Origin of the sequence: Pseudoxanthomonas sp. Soil82 (genome assembly GCF_040446535.1) — a bacterium.
Classification (GTDB): domain Bacteria; phylum Pseudomonadota; class Gammaproteobacteria; order Xanthomonadales; family Xanthomonadaceae; genus Pseudoxanthomonas; species Pseudoxanthomonas kaohsiungensis.
Genome location: NZ_JBEAAK010000005.1, coordinates 88,216 through 105,837, shown reverse-complemented (window position 1 = coordinate 105,837; position 17,622 = coordinate 88,216). Strand labels below are relative to the sequence as shown.

The window sequence follows — 17,622 nt, the reverse complement described above, 5'->3', positions numbered from 1 at the left end:
CGATATCCGAGTCGGGGAGCCGGGCCAAGTCTGGGATGGCCGTCACAGGGACAGGATGGTGTTCGGGCCCGGCAGGGCCACCCGGAAGCAGGCCCCGCCCCCCGGGACAGGCACGTATTCCAGGGTGGCCTGGTTGGCCCGGGTCAGTTCCCGCGCGATGTACAGGCCCAGCCCGGTGCCGTGCTCGGAGGTGGTGAAGAACGGCCGGAACAACTGCGCCACCACGCCTTCCGGGATGCCCGGGCCGCGGTCGAGCACGTCCACGTAGGCGTTGCGCCCGTCCTGGAACACGCGCAGCCGGACCCGCGCCGGCTCGTCCATCATCCGCCCGTACTTGAGCGCGTTGTGCACCAGCGCGGTCAGGATCTGCTGCAGGTGCTTGGGATCGACCAGGGACTGGACCGGCTGCGAGGGCACGATCGCCTCCAGGCTGTCGGTCTCGATCGACAGGGTCTGCCGGTAGTCCTCGACGAAGCGGCGGACGAACGCGCCCAGGTCCAGGTTCTCGGGGTTGGCCCGTTCGCGCCGGGCCAGGCCGAGCACGCTCTCGACGATGCCGTTGGTGCGCAGGCACTGCTGGTGGATGATCTGCAGCAGGCGCCGGTCGGCGTCATCGACGTTCCGCGACTCCTCCAGCAGCTGCACCGCGTAGTTGATCGCCGCCAGCGGGTTGCGGATCTCGTGGGCCAGGCTGGCCGAGAACCTGCCCAGCGCGGCCAGCGTCAGCGACTCGGCGCGGCGCGACACCACCGTGCTGTCGTCGAGGAACACCAGGGTCAGGTCGCTGTCGGCCAGCAGCCGGGCGAAGCGCGGCTGCACCTCGGGCTGGTCGGGGAACAGCTGCAGCGGGGTGTCGTCGACCTGCCAGCCACCGCGCCAGCGCTGCAGGCGGCGCGACAGTTCCGGCGCGGCCTGGTTGAGGCTGGTCGGCCCGTTCTGCCCGCCATCGCCCAGCAGCAGCGACGCGGCCTCGTTGGCCAGGGTGATGTGGTTGTCGGCATCGACCACCAGCACGCCGGTGCGCATGCGGCGGATGATCAGCTCGTTGATCTCCACCAGGTTGGCGACCTCGGCGGTGCGCTGCTCGGCCAGGCGCTGGCTGGAGCGGGCGCGGTGGCCGATCTGGTAGCCCAGCCAGGCCAGGGCCAGGTAGCTGGTGACGAACATCGACAGTTCGGCCAGCGAGCGCGGCCGTTCGCCGTCGGCGAAGGCCGACCAGAGGAACTCCAGGACCAGGGCCAGGCTCGCCAGCACCGCCACGCCCATGCCATAGCGCAGCGGCAGCAGCATCGCCGCCGCGGCCACGTTGAACAGCAGCATCATCGCGATGCCCGCCGCGACCGGGGGCAGGGCATGGGTCATCAGGGTCGCCGCGAGGATGTCGATGCAGGCCCCGGCGAACACCAGCGGCACCAGCCAGCGCTCGTTGCGGCCCAGCAGCAGCAGGACCACCGCGGCGACCATGTAGACCACCGCCACGATGCCGCCGAGCACGGCATTGCGCGCCTGGCCGACCATCTCCGAGAGCGGGCTGAACACCAGTGCCGCCATGATCGCGGCTTCCAGCACCCGGTACAGGCTGAAGAAATACAGCTCGCGCCGGGGGATCGATTCCAGGCGGTCGATGAGCGAGGGTGGGGTCAAGCCGTGGCTCCCGTGACGCGGCCGGCGGCCAGTATAGGGGCAGTCACCGGGCGTCCGCGGCCGCTGCCGGCCCCGCCGGGCGGGCGTTTTGCACCGCTGCGGGCTTGTCGGCGACAATACCGCCCCCCGCCCCGCAGCCCCGGCCCCCATCGGCCCGGACCCACGGCCGGCCCGGCGGTCGTTCCCCACCCCACTGGTGAAGCATGAATTTCCACGAGTACCAGGCGAAACAACTGTTTGCCGACTACGGCATCCCGGTCCCGGCCGGGCGCGTCGCGTCCACCCCGGCCGAAGCGGTCGATGCGGCCAAGGCCCTCGGCAGCGGCCCCTGGATGGTCAAGGCCCAGATCCACGCGGGCGGCCGCGGCAAGGCCGGCGGCGTCAAGTTCTGCAAGACGACCGAGGACGTGTTCAACGCCGCCATCGGCATGCTCGGCACGAAGATGGCCACCTACCAGTCCGGCGGCGTGGCCCTGCCGGTCAACCAGGTGCTGGTGACCGAGGCCGGCGAGATCGCCAAGGAACTATACCTGTCGGTGCTGGTCGACCGCGGCAGCAAGTCGATCACCTACATCGCCTCGTCCGAGGGCGGCGTGGACATCGAGCAGGTCGCGGCCGAGACGCCGCACCTGATCCAGACCCTCAACGTGAACTTCGTCGAGGGCCTGCAGCCGTACCAGGCGCGCGACGTCGGCTTCGCCCTGGGCCTGAACGCCAAGCAGGTCGGCCAGCTGGTCAAGATCATGACCGGCCTCTACAAGCTGTTCAACGAGAAGGACCTGGCCCTGGTCGAACTGAACCCGCTGGCGATCCTGGACAGCGGCGACCTGTACGCGCTCGACGGCAAGGTCAACTCCGACGACAACGCCAGCTTCCGCCATCCGGACCTGGTCGCCATGCGCGACAAGAGCCAGGAGGACGAGACCGAGGTGCTGGCCAGCCAGCACGACCTCAACTACGTCACCATGGACGGCAACATCGGCTGCATGGTCAACGGCGCCGGCCTGGCGATGGCGACCATGGACGTGATCAAGCTCAATGGCGGCGAGCCGGCGAACTTCCTCGACGTCGGCGGCGGCGCCACCAAGGAGCGCGTGACCACCGCGTTCAAGCTGATCCTGTCCTCGGACAAGGTCAAGGCGATCTTCGTCAACATCTTCGGCGGCATCGTCCGCTGCGACATGATCGCCGAGGGCATCATCGCCGCGGTCAAGGACGTGGGCGTCAAGGTGCCGGTGATCGTGCGCCTGGAAGGCACCAACGTGGAAGAGGGCAAGAAGCTGCTGAAGGAAAGCGGCCTGGCCATCATCCCCGCCGACGACATCAACGACGGCGCCAAGAAGTCCGTCGCCGCGGTCGCCGCCTAATCATTATCGACGGCATCCGGATGGCGTGATTCCGATCCCATCCCCCTTGAGTCAAGGGGGTGGCCCGCCGCGAAGCGGCGGGTCGGGGGATCTGGAGGAACGCACCGGACATCGGCGCAAGCCGATGTCGCGTCTCCGGAGCCGGCGTCCAATACGAACTACAAGGACTAAAACCATGTCCGTTCTTATCAACAAGAACACGAAGGTGATCGTGCAGGGCTTCACCGGCCAGCAGGGCACCTTCCACGCCGAGCAGATGGTCGAGTACGGGACCCAGGTCGTCGGCGGCGTCACCCCGGGCAAGGGCGGCCAGACCCACATCGGCCTGCCGGTGTTCAACACCGTCGCCGATGCGGTCAAGGCGACCGGCGCCGACGCTTCGGTCATCTACGTGCCGCCGCCGTTCGCGGCCGACGCGATCCTGGAAGCGGCCGCCGGCGGCATCAAGGTCATCGTCTGCATCACCGAGGGCATCCCGGTGCTGGACATGCTGCGCGTCAAGAACGTGCTCAAGGGCCATCCGGACGTGGTCCTGATCGGCCCGAACTGCCCCGGCATCATCACCCCGGGCGAGTGCAAGATCGGCATCATGCCGGGCCACATCCACAAGCCGGGCAAGATCGGCATCGTCTCGCGCTCGGGCACGCTGACCTATGAAGCGGTCAAGCAGACCACCGACGTGGGCCTGGGCCAGTCGACCTGCATTGGCATTGGCGGCGACCCGATCAACGGCCTGAACTTCGTCGACTGCCTCAAGCTGTTCAACGAGGATCCGCAGACCGAGGGCATCATCATGGTCGGCGAGATCGGCGGCAGCGCCGAGGAAGAGGGCGCCGAGTACATCAAGCAGCACGTGAAGAAGCCGGTCGTGGGCTTCATCGCCGGCGCCTCGGCCCCTCCGGGCAAGCGCATGGGCCACGCCGGCGCGATCGCGTCGGGCGGCCAGGGCACGGCCGAGGGCAAGTTCGCCGCGATGGAAGCGGCGGGCGTGACCACGGTGCGTTCGCCGGGCGACCTGGGCGCGGCGATCAAGGCCCGCCTGGGCGGTTGATCCGCGCTGCCGTGCGTCACTGAGAAAAGGCCGCCTCCGGGCGGCCTTTTTTTGTGTTCTGGCCAAGGCTGCGGGGCAGGAGCGCGGGTTTCGGTCGGGGGGCGTTCGAGCGAGGCGGTGGCTTCGGCGGGGGGCCGCCGCCCTGCCGGGGCATGGCCCATCCCTCGGGCGGACATCCCTGTCCGCACTCGGGTCGTGGCACATCCATGTGCCACTTGTGCCATGCCCCGGCAGGACGGCGTCCTCGGGTGGCGTCGAGGTCGCGGCTTCGACAACACACGTATTGCCACGGCCCAGCCCGAAGCTGCGCTGTTGCGGCTGTCCCACCCGATGCCGGCCCCCGCGGCCGCGGCTTTCTGCTGGGCCGCCGGTGCCGCCGAGCTCCGGATCCAGGGCTTTCTGTCCCGCTGTCGGTGCCCCGAGGCCCCGCCGCCGATGCTCGCGGGCCTTGCCGCCGATGCTTCCGAGCACCGACAGCGGGGCTTCCTGCCTCGCCGGCGATGCTTTCGTGCCCCGGCATCGTGGCTCTCGGCCTCGCCGCCGATGCTCCCGAGCGCCGGCATCAGGGCTTTTTGCCTCGTCGCCGGTGCTCTCTTGCCCCGACGCCGGGGCTTCCTGCCTTGCGCGCAGGGTTGCGAACCCCGATCGCAAGGCTTTTTTTCTTGCGCGCAAGGCTCCGGGCCCCGGCCGCGGGGCTTTCGCCTTGTGATCCCGCTGCCGACCCCGGCAGGCGGGGCCTGTGACAAACCGGTTGGCCCGGCGAATCACCCGTGCATTGGACACAATGACCCACGGAAGCGATCCCGCATGGAACTCGCCACGCCCATGACCGACACCCAGGCCCAGGCCTTCGACGCGCTGCTGCAGCGGCATCGCGGCATCGTGCTCAAGATCGCCGGCAGCTACGCCCGCGGCGCAGAGGACCGCGCCGACCTGGCCCAGGAGATCGCGGTGCAGCTGTGGCGGGCGTGGCCCGGCTATGACCCGGCGCGCAGCTTCTCGACCTGGATGTACCGGATCGCGTTAAACACCGCGATCTCGTTCCTGCGCGGCCAGGCGCAGGCGGACCGCTCGGTGCCGCTGGACGACCACGCCGACACATTGGCCGGTGGCGCGGCGTTCGACCCGGAGACGCACGAGCGCCTGCGCCTGCTGCAGCGGTTCATGGCCACGCTCGGGCCGCTGGACCGGGCGCTGCTGCTGCTCTACCTGGAGGAGCGCAGCGGGCGCGAGATCGCCGAGGTGCTGGGCATCGGCGAGAGCAACGTCACCACGCGGATCGGGCGGATCAAGCAGCGCCTGCGCGACTACGCCGCCGCCTCCTTCCACGACTGATTCCCACGACCGGACCCCTGATGGACACGACCATGGAACTCGACGAACTGAAGAATGCCTGGCAGGTGCTGGGCCGCCAGCTGGAACGGCAGGAGGCGCTGCAGTGGCAGCTGCTGCGCGAGCGCAAGCTCGAGCACGTGCGCCGCGGCCTGCGCCCGCTCGCCTGGGGACAGGCGCTGCAGTTCCTGCTCGGCATCGGCCTGATCGTGCTGGGCGTGGCCTGCTGGACGCGCAACGTCGCGGTGCCGGGGCTGTTCTGGACGGGCGTGCTGGTGCATGCCTTCGGCGTGGCGCACGTGGCCCTGGCCGGTATCACGCTGGGAATGATCGGTACGTTCGACTACTCGGCACCGGTGCTGCGGATCCAGAAGCAGATGGCGCGGCTGCGCTGCGTCTATGCGGCCAGCGCCAATGTCTGCGGGGCGCCCTGGTGGGTGATGTGGGTGCTGGTGGTGGTCGCCTTCGCCGGCCTGGGCCAGGTGGACCCGGCCGCCGGGACGCCGCTGTGGATCCAGATCAGCCTGGCGCTGGGCGTGGCGGGGTGGCTGGGCACGTATGCGTTGTCCTGGCTGTCCAGCCGCCGTGCGCGGCGCGCGGGGCGCGAGGGCGGGCTCCTCGACGAGAGCGGTGCGATCCGCCGCGGACGCGCGCTGCTGGACGAGATCGCCGAGTTCGAGCGCGGCTGACCGCGGCGGGCACGACCACAAGTCCGCAACGTCGCGCCGGTATCATGGGCGCATCCCACGAACGGTCGCCGCCATGAAGGATTCCCTGCGCATCGCCCTGGCCCAGTTCGACTTCCCGGTCGGGGCGGTGGCGCGCAACGCCGAGCGGATCGCGAGGATGATCGCCGAGGCGCGCGACGAGTTCGATGCCGACATCGTCCTGTTCCCGGAACTGGCGATCAGCGGCTACCCGCCCGAGGACCTGTTGCTGCGGCCTTCGTTCCTGGCCGCCTGCGAGGCGGCGCTGCACGAGGTGGCGAAGGCGGCGACCGGGATCGTGGCCGTGGTCGGCTGGCCCGAGTCGGCCGGCAGCGTGCTGTACAACGCCGCCAGCGTGCTGCGCGACGGCCGGGTCGAGGCGACCTACCGCAAGCGCGAACTGCCCAACTACGCGGTGTTCGACGAGCGCCGCTACTTCGAGGTCGACCCGGACGGCGGGCCCTGCGTGTTCGAGGTCGATGGCGTGCCGGTCGGCGTGGTGGTGTGCGAGGACCTGTGGTTCCCCGAGCCGCTGGCCGACACGGTGGCCGCCGGCGCGCAGCTGGTGCTGGTGCCCAACGCCTCGCCGTTCGAGCGCGGCAAGCACGCCCAGCGCGACGCGCTGCTGGCCGAGCGCACCCGCGAATCCGGTGCGGCGCTGGCCTACCTCAACCTGGTCGGCGGCCAGGATTCGGTGGTGTTCGATGGTGCTTCGGTGGTGGCCGACGGCGACGGCACCGTGCATCCGGCCGCCGCCGCGTTCACCGACCAGTGGCTGCTGGTCGACTACGACGTCGCCGGGCGCCGCTTCGCGCCGGTGCAGTGGATGGACGACGGCGACGAGAGCATGGACGCGCTGGCCTGGCGCGCGGTGGTGCGCGGGATCCAGGACTACTGCGGCAAGAACGGCTTCTCGAAGGTGTGGCTGGGCTTGTCCGGCGGCATCGACTCGGCGCTGGTGCTGGCGCTGGCGGTCGACGCGCTGGGCGCGCAGAACGTCACCGCCGTGCGCCTTCCATCGCGCTACACCGCCGACCTGTCCAACGACCTGGCCGCCGAGCAGTGCGCCGCGCTGGGCGTGAAGCTGGAAACGGTGGCGATCGAGCCGGCCTTCACCGGCTTCCTGCAGGCGCTGGACGCGATGTTCGAGGGCCGCGATACGGATGTCACCGAGGAGAACCTGCAGTCGCGCAGCCGCGGCGCGATCCTGATGGCGCTGTCGAACAAGTTCGGCGGGCTGCTGCTGACCACCGGCAACAAGAGCGAGTACGCGGTCGGCTACGCCACGATCTACGGCGACATGTGCGGCGGCTACGCGCCGCTGAAGGACTTGTACAAGACCGAGGTGTTCGGCCTGGCCAAGTGGCGCAACACGGTCGGCGGGGCGCCGGTGATCCCGCCGGCGGTGATCGCGCGGCCGCCCTCGGCCGAACTGCGCGCCAACCAGACCGACCAGGATTCGCTGCCGGCCTACGACGTGCTCGACGGCATCCTCTACCGCTACGTCGACCAGGAGCAGTCGCGCGACGAGATCGTCGCCGCCGGCTACGCCGCCGAAGTGGTCGACCGGGTGCTGCGCCTGGTCCGGACCAGCGAGTGGAAGCGGCACCAGGCCGCGCCGGGGCCGAAGGTGTCGCGGCGCGCGTTCGGCCGCGAGCGGCGCTATCCGATCAGCAACGGATTTTCCGGCTGATCGACGCGCCGCCGGTCCTGTCCGGCAGCAGACCGCCCGTAGAGCCGGGCTTGCCCGGCTGCTCCCGCCGATCCATGAACAAAAAAGCGCGCCGAAGCGCGCCTTTTTTCTTCCTGTCCCGCCGGCCTCAGCGGTCGCGCGTGGCGTTGCGGTTGCCGGTCGGCGAAACCTCGCCGGCGAACGGGTTCAGCTTGCGGATCGCCATCGGATAGTCCGGCCAGTCGCCGCTCAGGAACGGGTGTTGGGGGTCGTTGAGCTGCAGCACGCGGCGGGCATCGGCGGCCAAGGCCTCGTTGCCCAGCGCCTCGTACGAGGCGGCCAGCGCGGCCACCGCGTCGTTCTGGAACTCGCTCTGCGGATAGGTTTCCAGGATGTACTGGGCGCGGCTGGCGGCCGACAGCCAGGCGCCGCGGCGCATGTAGTACAGCGCGGTGTCCATTTCGTGGCGGGCGAACAGGTTGCGCAGCTCGACCATGCGCTGGCGCGCGTCGGGCGCGTACTTGCTGTTCGGGTAGCGCTGGACGACGCGTGCGAAGTCGTCGTAGGCCTGCTGCGGCGAGGCCAGGTCGCGGCGGCTGGGGTCCAGCGACCACACCCGCTGCAGGAACACCGCGTCGCGGTTGGAGTTGGCCAGGCCGCGCAGGTAGTAGAAGTAGGCGATGTTGCGGTGGGTCGGGTAGGTGCGGATGAAGCGGTCGATGGTCGAGACCGCGTCCTCGTGGTTGCCGGCCTTGAACTGGGCGTAGGCCGTTTCCATCAGCGCCTGTTCGGTGTACGGCCCGTACGGGTACTGGGCGACCAGGCGCTTGAACGTCCGCTCGGCGTCGGACCAGTTCCCGCGGACCATCTGGTTGTGGGCCTTCTCGTACAGCTCGGTGACCGGCAGGCCTTCGTCGGCGTCTTCCTTGCTGTTGCGGCCGCAGCCGGTGGCCAGCACGACCACGGCGAGCAGCAGGCCGGCCAGGCGCAGCGGGGCGGGGAGGGCGAAACGGGGGCGATGGGCCATCGGAAGGCGAGCGGCGCGGAAACGGAAAGGCCGATGATAGCCTAGTGGCCTGTCCGGCGACTGACTCCAGCGCGCCGGACCGTCCCCGCACCGGTTGCTCCCATGTCCCAGCCCTCCGACGCTCCCCGCCAGGCCACCGTCCCCGACGAGGCCGCCGGCCGCCGTTTCGACGCGGTCCTGGCCGACCTGTTCCCCGAGTATTCCCGCTCCCGCCTGGCGGCCTGGATCAAGTCCGGCGACGCCCTGCTGGCGGGGCAGGCGGCGCGGCCGCGCGACCCGGTGCGCGGTGGCGAGACGGTGACCCTGGCGGCGGTGGCCGAAGTCCTGACCGAGGCCGTGCCCGAGGACATCCCGCTGGACATCCTGTACGAGGACGCCGACCTGTTCGTCCTCGACAAGCCGGCCGGGCTGGTGGTCCACCCCGGCGCCGGCAATCCGGCCGGCACCCTGGTCAACGCGCTGCTGCACCGGGACCCCGGCCTGGCCGTGCTGCCGCGCGCGGGCATCGTGCACCGGCTGGACAAGGACACCAGCGGAGTCATGGTGGTGGCGCGCACGCTGCCGGCGCACACCGGGCTGGTGGCGCAGCTGGCCGCGCGCGAGGTCCACCGCCAGTACCTGGCCGTGGTGGTGGGCGCACTGGTTTCCGGCGGCACCGCCAGCGCCGCCATCGACCGCCATCCGCGCGACCGCCTGCGCATGGCCGTGCGCGAGGACGGCCGCGATGCCGTCACCCATTTCCGCCTGCGCGAACGCTTCCGCGCGCATACGGCGCTGGAGTGCCGGCTGGAGACCGGCCGCACGCACCAGATCCGGGTGCACATGCAGCACCTGCGCCACCCCATCGTCGGCGATCCGCTCTACGGCGGCCCGCTGAAGCTGCCCAAGGGCGCGACCGATGCGCTGGCCGCCGCGCTGCGCGGCTTCAAGCGGCAGGCGCTGCATGCCGAGACGCTGGAGTTCGCCCACCCGGTCAGCGGCGAGCCGGTGCGCGTCTCGGCCCCGTTGCCGGCGGACATGGTCGGGCTGCTGCAGGTGCTGCGCGAGGACACCCGCGCGTGGGAGGAGAGCCAGCGGCGCTGAGCCGCGCGGACCATGGGTACTCCGGCCGATCTCCGCCACGATCCCGCGTTGCTGCTGGCCGACTGGCCGGCCCCGCCCGGCGTGGTCGCCTTCACCACGCTGCGGCGTGGCGCAGGCGTGTCGGTCGCGCCGTTCGACACCTTCAACGCCGGCGCCCGCTGTGGCGACGATGCGTCCGCGGTGGCCAGCAATCGCGCGGAACTGGCGCATCGCGCCGGCCTGCCCTCGCCACCGCACTGGCTGCACCAGGTGCATGGCACCGGCGTGCTGCGCTTCGACGCGCCCGCGGTGGCGGCCATCGCTGGCGATATCGAAGCCGAGCCGGAGGCGGATGCCGCGGTGACCTCGTCGCCGGGGACCGTGCTGGCCATCCTCACCGCGGACTGCCTGCCGGTCGTGTTCGCCGCGCGCGACGGCAGCGAGGTGGCCGCCGCGCATGCCGGCTGGCGCGGGCTGGCATCGGGCGTGCTGGAAGCGACGGTGGCCGCGATGCGCGCGCCGGCCGCGCACCTGCAGGCCTGGCTCGGCCCGGCGGCCGGTCCGGCGGCCTATGAAATCGGCACCGAGGTGCACGAGGCGTTCGTCGGCCACGATGCGGGCGCGGCGTCGGCGTTCGTGGCCACGCGCCCGGGACACTGGCGCGTGGACCTGTATGCGCTGGCGCGCCGCCGGTTGCGCGCGGCCGGCATCGGCGCCGATGCGATCCATGGCGGCGGCCTGTGCACCATCGGCGACGCCGCGCGCTTCTACTCGCATCGCCGCGACCAGCGCACCGGCCGCATGGCGACCCTGGTCTGGCGCAGCGCGACGTAGAGCGGGGCCCGCCCCGCTGCTGCTGGCCTTTGCCCACCGACGCCTTGCCGGCGCGGCAGCCGGGCAAGCCCGGCTCTACTCAGCGCGGCAGCCGGGCAAGCCCGGCTCTACGCGTCGGGGCGCTCGGTCGACCCCGTAGAGCGGGGCTTGCCCCGCTGCCCTTGCCCGCGAATCAGGCGGATTCCAGCGCCTGCAGGTAGTCCCGCCGCCAGGCATGGATGTCGTGCTTCCGCAGGTGTTCCATCATCGCGTGCCAGCGTTCCTTGCGCCGCTCCAGCGGCATCGTTGCCGCGGTGGCGATGGCGTCGGCCACGCCGTCGAGGTCGTGCGGGTTGACCAGCAGGGCCTGGTCCATTTCCTGCGCGGCGCCGGCCAGCAGCGAGAGCACCAGCACGCCCGGGTTCTCCGGGTCCTGCGAGGCGACGTACTCCTTGGCGACCAGGTTCATGCCGTCGCGCAGCGGCGTGACCAGGCCCACGCGCGCGCTGCGGTAGAAGCCGGTGAGGGTCGCGTGCGGGAAGTTGCGGTTGACGTAGCGCAGCGGCGTCCAGTCCGGCTCGGCATGGCCGCCGTTGATGTGCCCGGCGATCTGCTCGAGCTGGTTGCGCAGCTGCTGGTATTCGCCGACGTCGCCGCGCGACACCGGCGCGATCTGCAGGTAGGTCAGGCTGCCCTTCTGGTCGGGATGGCGCTGCAGGTAGCGCTCGAAGCCATGGAAGCGTTCCGGCAGCCCCTTCGAGTAGTCGAGGCGGTCCACCCCGATCGCCAGCATCCGCCGCTCCAGGCTGGTATGCAGCTGGCGCAGCGCCGGCTTGGACATCGCGGCGGCGGCCTGCTGCTCGATGTGCGCGGTGTCGATGCTGATCGGGAACGCGCCGGTCCGGAAGCGGCGTCCACCGGGCGCCTCGAGCACGTCCTCGTCGATGATGCGGCCGCCGCCGTACAGGCGCACGTAGGACTGGAAGCGGTCCTTGTCGCGGCGGGTCTGGAAGCCGATCAGGTCGTACGCGTACAGGGTCGACATCAGGCGCTGGTGGTCGGGCATGGCCATCAGCAGGTCGGCCGAGGGCACCGGCACGTGCAGGAAGAACCCGATCCTGCAGTTGACCCCGCGTTCGCGCAGCAGCGATGCCAGCGGGATCAGGTGGTAGTCGTGGATCCAGACGATGTCGTCCGGGCGCAGCCGCGGCGCCAGCTTGTCGGCGAACAGCGCGTTGACCCGGCGGTAGCCCTCGCGGGTGGCGCGGTCGTAGTCGACCAGGTCGAGGCGGAAGTGCAGCAACGGCCACAGCGTGCGGTTGGAGAAGCCGTTGTAGTACGCGTCCAGGTCCGCGCGGTTGAGGTCCACGGTGACATAGCGGATGTTGCCGTCGACCTGTTCGTGCACCTCGCCGCTGGCCTCGCGCACGGTCTTGCCGCTCCAGCCGAACCACAGCCCGCCGCGTTCGCCCAGCGCCCCCTGCAACGCCACCGCCAGGCCGCCGGCGCGGTTCTCGCCCGGGATCGCCACCCGGTTGGACACCACCACCAGCCGGCTCACGAGGCCTCCTGCCAGGAACGCGACAGGCGCATGGCCGCGATGATCAGGCCGACGTGCGAGTAGGTCTGCGGGAAGTTGCCCCAGCCCTCACCATCCTCGAAGGCCATGTCCTCCGACAGCAGGCCCAGCGCGTTGCGCCGCGCCAGGACCCGCTCGAACAGCCCGCGCGCCTCGTCCATGCGGCCGATCGCGGCCAGTGCGTCGATGTACCAGAACGTGCAGATGGTGAAGCTGGTCTCGGGAGTGCCGAAGTCGTCCGGTGCCACGTAGCGGAACACGCCGTCGCCATGGCGCAGCTCGGCGCCGATGGCCTCGACCGTGGCCACGTAGCGCGGATCGTCGGCGGCGACGAAGCCGATGTCGGCCAGCAGCAGCAGCGACGCGTCCAGGTAGTCACTCTGGAAGGAGGCGCTGAAGTGGTTGGCCTGCGGGCGCCAGGCGCGCTCGAGCGTGGCGGCGTGGATGGTGTCGGCGCGTCCGCGCCAGTAGCCGGCGCGCTCGTCCAGCCCGAGCCTCAGCGCGATCTTGGCCAGCCGGTCGCAGGCGGCCCAGCACATGGCGGCGGTGTAGGTGTGCACCTCGGCGCGCCCGCGGAACTCCCACAGCCCCGCGTCCGGCACGTCGTACAGGGCGAAGGCGCGCTCGCCCAGCGGCTCGAGCCGGGCGAAGGTGTGCGCGTCGCCCGGATCGACCAGGCGCTGGTCGAAGAACAGTTGGGTGGACGCCAGCACCACGCTGCCGTAGACGTCGTGCTGCTTCTGGATCCAGGCCAGGTTGCCGCGCCGCACCGGGCCCATGCCGCGGTAGCCGGCGAGCGACTCGACCTCGTGCTCGTCCAGCGTCTCCTCGAAGCCGATCCCGTACAGCGGCTGCAGCGAACCGTCGTGGGTGGCGATGTTGAAGATGTAGCGCAGGAACTCCTCCATGCTGCGGGTGGCGCCGAGCCGGTTGAGCGCGCGCACCACGAAGGCCGCGTCGCGCAGCCAGCAGTAGCGGTAGTCCCAGTTGCGCGACGAGCCGGGCGCTTCCGGGATGGAGGTGGTCATGGCCGCGATGATCGCGCCGCTGTCCTCGTACTGGCACAGCTTGAGCGTGATCGCGCTGCGGATCACCGCGTCCTGCCATTCCAGCGGGATCGACAGGTAGCGCACCCATTCGCACCAGTAGTCGCGGGTGCGGGTGAGCGCTTCCTCGACATAGCCGCCGATGGAACGGGTCAACGGCTCGTCCGGCCCCAGGACCAGGTGCAGCCGGTGGCTGAGGACGAAGGGCAGGCCGTCGCGGACGAAACGCACCGGCGCGTCGGTGGTCAGGCGCAGGGTGAAGGCGGGCAGCAGCCAGCGCATGTGGTTGCTGCCCCAGGTGTGCTCGGGTACGCGCGCGCCCCAGTCGGCCAGCGGCCGGGCGCGCAGGCGGACCCGCGGGCTGCCCGACAGCGGGGTGATCCGGCGGACGATGGAGACGGGGCGGTAGAAGCGCCCGTTCTGGCGCCAGCGCGGGGCGAAGTCGAGGATTTCCACGGCGCCGCCGTGGGCATCGTGCAGCACGGTGCGCAGGATCGCGGTGTTGGGCACGTAGGCCTGCTCGGCGCGGGCGAAGTCCTCCAGCTCGACGGCGAAGTCGCCACCGTCGTGCGCACGCGGCGACAGCAGCGCGCAGAAGGCCGGGTCGCCGTCGAACGCCGGCAGGCAGCTCCAGACCACGCGCCCGCGCGCGTCGACCAGGGCGCCGAAGCTGCCGTTGCCGATGACGCCCAGCTGCAGGTTCGATTCGTTCACTTGCATTGCGTTGTTCCCCTTTCGATGCGAGGCGGCGGCGCGGGCGCTATCGCCCGGCCCCCGCGGGGCTGGCGTTGGCGACCAGCCAGGCATGGACGGCGCGGGTGCCGGCCAGCGCATGCGTGGCCAGGCTGCCGTCGCGCTGGCCGACCAGCACGCTCCAGCCGCCGGCGCGGTTGGCGGCGCCGAAGCCGTATTCGTCGGTAAGGTCGTCGCCGACGAAGACCGGCACGCGGCCGGCGAACGGCGCGCGCGCCATCATCCGCTCCAGCGCACGGCCCTTGTCGCTGCCTTCGGGCACGAACTCCACGACATGGTCGCCCGGCTGCAGGCGGTAGCCGGGCAGCGCGCCGATCCGCTGGCGCGCGAAGCCGGACACCGCCTCGGCCGCATGCGGTGCGGCGCGCCAGTGCAGGGCCAGGCTCACGCCCTTGTCCTCGACCAGCACGCCCGGGTGCGCGGCGGCCAGGTGCGCCGCCTCGCGATGCAGCTCGTGCAGGAAGCTGGAGGTGTCGTCGGGCAGGTCCGCCGCGGCCTGCGCGTCGCTGCGGAACTGGTGCCCGTGCAGTCCGGCCGCGGGCAGCCGCAGCGGCGCGAACAACGCGTCCAGCTGCGCCAGCGGCCGCCCGCTGACCAGCGCCACGGCACCGCCCAGGCGGTCGCTGATCGCGCCGATGGCCTCCAGGACCTGCGGCAGCACGCGCACGGCTGCGGGATCGTCGCTGAACTCGACCAGGGTGCCGTCCACGTCGAGGAACAGCGCGCAGGCGTCGTCGAGTGGGGGCGGCGACGGGCGTGGGGGATTCGCGTCGGCCATGCAGCCATTGTGCACCACCCGGCCGTGATGCCCGGGTCATGCCATGCGCATTCGATCGCAGCGCGATCCACGAACGCCCCACGGACATGGCGACGACGGGCCTGGCGCGAACGGCTGCGCGCCTGCCTGCCGGGCCGCCAAGTCCGGATGCTGCCGTCCCCGTGCACGGCACCGCGACGCGGCGGATTGCACCAGCGCCGCATGCCACGGTGGCGCTGGTCCTGGTCCATTGCTGCCCTGCCTTGGCGGCGGTTGCGGTGCGACGGGTCGCGCCGACACCGCCGGCGTCCGCCGGGCCCCCTGCCGGCAGGGATCCAACCCCGGGGCCCGGACCCCGACCGGGCCGTGCCTGCGGGTCCGGAATGTTGCATTATCGTTAATGCCCCCTCCACCCCAGGATATCCCGCCATGAGCCGACCGGCCCGGATTGCGCCCTCCCGCAGCACGCTTGCCTTCGCCGTTGCCGCCATCCTGCTGGCGCCGCCGGCGCTGGCGCAGGACACCGCCACGACCCTGGATGCGGTCCAGGTCACCGCGCAGCGCAAGGTGGAGAACATCCAGGACGTGCCGGTATCCATCACCAGCATCGATGCCGAGAAGCTGCACGTGCTCGGCTCCGGCGGCAACGACATCCGCTTCCTGTCCGCGCGCGTGCCCAGCCTGAACATCGAATCGTCCTACGGCCGCGCGTTCCCGCGCTTCTACATCCGTGGACTGGGCAACACCGACTTCGACCTCAACGCCTCGCAGCCGGTGTCGCTGGTGTACGACGACGTGGTCCAGGAGAACCCGCTGCTCAAGGGTTTCCCGTTGTTCGACATCGAGCGGGTGGAAGTGCTGCGCGGCCCGCAGGGCACGCTGTTCGGGCGCAACACCCCGGCCGGCGTGGTCAAGTTCGACTCGGTGCGGCCGTCGCAGGACCTGGATGGCTACGCCCAGCTCGCCTATGGCAGCGACGCGATGGTCAACTTCGAGGGCGCCGTCGGTGGCGCGCTGGGCGGCAACTGGTCCGGCCGCGTGTCGGCGCTGTACCAGCGCCGCGACGACTGGGTGACCAACACCTATCCGGGCCCGAACGACGGTTTCGAGGGCTATGACGAATCGGCCGCCCGCGTGCAGTTCCTGTACGAAGGCGAAGGGTTCGAGGCGCTGCTGAACCTGCACCGCCGCGACCTCAACGGCACCGCGCGCCTGTTCCGCGCCAACATCATCGAGCCGGGCAGCAACCGCTTCGTGCCCGGCTTCGACAAGGACGAGGTGGCGCTGGACGGCGTCAACTTCTCCGACCTGGAGACCTGGGGCGGCAGCGCCCGCCTGCGCTGGGACTTCGGCAACCTGAGCCTGCACTCGATCACCGGCTACGAGACGCTGGAGTCGCTCAACCGCGGCGACATCGACGGCGGCTACGGCGCGGCGTTCCTGCCCGACTCCGGGCCCGGCTTCATTCCGTTCGCCTCCGAATCGGCCGACGGCATCCCCGACCACAAGCAGGTCACCCAGGAATTCCGCCTGGAATCGGATTACGGCGGCCGCTTCGACTGGCAGGCCGGCTTCTTCTGGTACCGCGAAGACCTGACCATCGACAGCTTCAACTACGACTCGCTGGCGCCGGGCAACCCGCAGGCCGGCCATGCCGTGCAGGAGCAGGAGAACACCGCCTGGGCGGTGTTCGGCTCGGTCGAGTACGCGGCCACCGACAAGCTCAAGCTGCGCGGCGGCGTGCGCTACACGAAGGACGAAAAGGACTTCTCGGCCAGCGTGCTGGAAGGCGCGCCGTTCGGTGCGCCGGTGGGCGGCCCGTACACGGTCGACACCGACGTCGACGACGTCAGCTGGGACGCCAGCGCGGTCTACGAGGTCAACGAGGCGGTGAACCTGTACGGCCGCGTGGCCAAGGGCTTCCGCGCGCCGTCGATCCAGGGCCGCCTGCTGTTCGCCTCGGCCGCCGCACCCAACGGCGGCGTGTCCACCGCCGATTCGGAGACGGTGATCTCGTACGAAGCCGGCATCAAGGCCGACCTGTTCGACCGCCGCGCGCGCGTGGGCTTCAACCTGTTCCGCTACGACGTCAGCGACCAGCAGCTGATCGCGGTCGGCGGCGGTGCCAACATCGCCACCCTGCTCAACGCCGACAAGACCGTCGGCCAGGGCGTGGAGCTGGACCTGGAAGCGTGGCTGGCCGAGGGCCTGCTGCTGACCTGGGGCAGCAGCTACAACGACACGCGGATCGACGACGAGGACCTGGCCGTGGCGGTCTGCGGCGGCGGCTGCACCGTGACCGACCCGACCGTGACCATCGGCGGCGGCACCTACGCGCTGATCGACGGCAATTCGCTGCCGCAGGCGCCGAAGTGGATCCACAACCTGACCCTGCGCTATGGCATCCCGCTCAGCGAGGGCGAGCTGTACTTCTTCACCGACTGGGCCTACCGCAGCGAGGTCAACTTCTTCCTGTACGAGTCGGCCGAGTTCCGCGGCCGCTCCTCCGTGGAAGGCGGCCTGCGCGTGGGCTACGGCTGGGGCGACGGCGCCTACGACCTGGCCCTGTTCGGCCGCAACATCACCGACCAGACCCGGATCGTGGGCGGCATCGACTTCAACAACCTCACCGGCTTCATCAACGAGCCGCGGACCTGGGGTGTTGAATTCCGCTGGAGCTTCTGAGCCAGCGGTCGGGGGCCGGGGGTTTTGTAGGAGCCGATTCATCGGCGACGCGACGCCGTCGGCACAGGCGTCGCCCTTGTGTTCCGACGCCGGTCGCCGATGAATCGGCTCCTACAGAAGGCAGGAA

Annotated in this window: 13 protein-coding genes; 8 read left to right on the top strand and 5 right to left on the bottom strand. The window is 70.8% G+C overall.

Translation table 11 applies throughout. The annotated features are described in order from the left end of the window. Positions 1-42: 42 nt before the first annotated feature. Complete coding sequence (locus ABKA19_RS14255; RefSeq protein WP_353689464.1) at positions 43-1,644, bottom strand: sensor histidine kinase; 1,602 nt, start codon at positions 1,642-1,644, stop codon at positions 43-45. Positions 1,645-1,847: 203 nt separating this feature from the next. Here ABKA19_RS14255 and sucC point away from each other — a divergent pair, with 203 nt between their 5' ends. The 5 genes from sucC to ABKA19_RS14230 all read left to right on the top strand — a co-directional run bounded on the left by sucC (position 1,848) and on the right by ABKA19_RS14230 (position 7,794). Further along, positions 1,848-3,011, top strand: a complete 1,164-nt coding sequence (gene sucC, locus ABKA19_RS14250) for an ADP-forming succinate--CoA ligase subunit beta (RefSeq protein ID WP_353689463.1) — start codon at positions 1,848-1,850, stop codon at positions 3,009-3,011. 175 nt (positions 3,012-3,186) lie between these two features. Continuing rightward, on the top strand, positions 3,187-4,062 hold the full coding sequence (gene sucD, locus ABKA19_RS14245; protein ID WP_162378607.1) for a succinate--CoA ligase subunit alpha: 876 nt from the start codon (positions 3,187-3,189) through the stop codon (positions 4,060-4,062). A gap of 825 nt (positions 4,063-4,887) precedes the next feature. Continuing rightward, complete coding sequence (locus tag ABKA19_RS14240; RefSeq protein ID WP_353689462.1) at positions 4,888-5,397, top strand: sigma-70 family RNA polymerase sigma factor; 510 nt, start codon at positions 4,888-4,890, stop codon at positions 5,395-5,397. 20 nt (positions 5,398-5,417) lie between these two features. Beyond that, on the top strand, positions 5,418-6,083 hold the full coding sequence (locus ABKA19_RS14235; RefSeq protein WP_353689461.1) for a serine/threonine protein kinase: 666 nt from the start codon (positions 5,418-5,420) through the stop codon (positions 6,081-6,083). Between the two features lie 73 nt (positions 6,084-6,156). After that, the gene (locus ABKA19_RS14230; protein ID WP_353689460.1) at positions 6,157-7,794 is read left to right on the top strand and encodes an NAD+ synthase; all 1,638 of its coding nucleotides are present in this window, start codon (positions 6,157-6,159) and stop codon (positions 7,792-7,794) included. 127 nt (positions 7,795-7,921) lie between these two features. On the opposite strand, the gene ABKA19_RS14225 is transcribed toward ABKA19_RS14230, so the two are convergent. Continuing rightward, entirely contained in the window at positions 7,922-8,800 is an 879-nt protein-coding gene (locus ABKA19_RS14225) for an outer membrane protein assembly factor BamD (protein WP_353689459.1), read from the bottom strand. Positions 8,801-8,902: 102 nt separating this feature from the next. On the opposite strand from ABKA19_RS14225, the gene rluD reads away from it, so the two are divergent. Then, entirely contained in the window at positions 8,903-9,883 is a 981-nt protein-coding gene (gene rluD, locus ABKA19_RS14220; RefSeq protein ID WP_353689458.1) for a 23S rRNA pseudouridine(1911/1915/1917) synthase RluD, read from the top strand. Positions 9,884-9,895: 12 nt separating this feature from the next. Next, complete coding sequence (gene pgeF / locus ABKA19_RS14215) at positions 9,896-10,696, top strand: peptidoglycan editing factor PgeF (protein WP_353689457.1); 801 nt, start codon at positions 9,896-9,898, stop codon at positions 10,694-10,696. A 172-nt stretch (positions 10,697-10,868) separates the two neighbouring features. Here the strand turns inward: pgeF and otsA are convergent, their stop codons facing one another. The 3 genes from otsA to otsB are packed head-to-tail and all read right to left on the bottom strand — an operon-like array spanning position 10,869 to position 14,831. Then, a complete protein-coding gene (otsA, locus tag ABKA19_RS14210) occupies positions 10,869-12,236 on the bottom strand; it encodes an alpha,alpha-trehalose-phosphate synthase (UDP-forming) (RefSeq protein WP_353689456.1) in 1,368 nt (455 codons plus the stop codon). Further along, positions 12,233-14,014, bottom strand: coding sequence for a glycoside hydrolase family 15 protein (locus ABKA19_RS14205; RefSeq protein ID WP_353689678.1), 1,782 nt, complete (start codon positions 14,012-14,014; stop codon positions 12,233-12,235). The genes otsA and ABKA19_RS14205 overlap by 4 nt, the downstream gene beginning before the upstream one ends. Positions 14,015-14,060: 46 nt before the next feature. Then, a complete protein-coding gene (otsB, locus tag ABKA19_RS14200) occupies positions 14,061-14,831 on the bottom strand; it encodes a trehalose-phosphatase (RefSeq protein WP_353689455.1) in 771 nt (256 codons plus the stop codon). Positions 14,832-15,239: 408 nt separating this feature from the next. Here otsB and ABKA19_RS14195 point away from each other — a divergent pair, with 408 nt between their 5' ends. After that, the gene (locus tag ABKA19_RS14195; protein ID WP_353689454.1) at positions 15,240-17,495 is read left to right on the top strand and encodes a TonB-dependent receptor; all 2,256 of its coding nucleotides are present in this window, start codon (positions 15,240-15,242) and stop codon (positions 17,493-17,495) included. The last annotated feature ends 127 nt before the right edge of the window (positions 17,496-17,622 follow it).

What these genes read in the sequence shown, in the direction of transcription:
- sucD (WP_162378607.1), top strand. Translation starts at nt 3,187, where the DNA reads ATGTCCGTTCTTATCAACAAGAACACGAAGGTGATCGTGCAGGGCTTC.
- pgeF (WP_353689457.1), top strand. Translation starts at nt 9,896, where the DNA reads ATGGGTACTCCGGCCGATCTCCGCCACGATCCCGCGTTGCTGCTGGCC.
- rluD (WP_353689458.1), top strand. Translation starts at nt 8,903, where the DNA reads ATGTCCCAGCCCTCCGACGCTCCCCGCCAGGCCACCGTCCCCGACGAG.
- otsB (WP_353689455.1), bottom strand. Translation starts at nt 14,831, where the DNA reads ATGGCCGACGCGAATCCCCCACGCCCGTCGCCGCCCCCACTCGACGAC.
- ABKA19_RS14230 (WP_353689460.1), top strand. Translation starts at nt 6,157, where the DNA reads ATGAAGGATTCCCTGCGCATCGCCCTGGCCCAGTTCGACTTCCCGGTC.
- ABKA19_RS14195 (WP_353689454.1), top strand. Translation starts at nt 15,240, where the DNA reads ATGAGCCGACCGGCCCGGATTGCGCCCTCCCGCAGCACGCTTGCCTTC.
- sucC (WP_353689463.1), top strand. Translation starts at nt 1,848, where the DNA reads ATGAATTTCCACGAGTACCAGGCGAAACAACTGTTTGCCGACTACGGC.
- ABKA19_RS14225 (WP_353689459.1), bottom strand. Translation starts at nt 8,800, where the DNA reads ATGGCCCATCGCCCCCGTTTCGCCCTCCCCGCCCCGCTGCGCCTGGCC.
- ABKA19_RS14240 (WP_353689462.1), top strand. Translation starts at nt 4,888, where the DNA reads ATGACCGACACCCAGGCCCAGGCCTTCGACGCGCTGCTGCAGCGGCAT.
- ABKA19_RS14235 (WP_353689461.1), top strand. Translation starts at nt 5,418, where the DNA reads ATGGACACGACCATGGAACTCGACGAACTGAAGAATGCCTGGCAGGTG.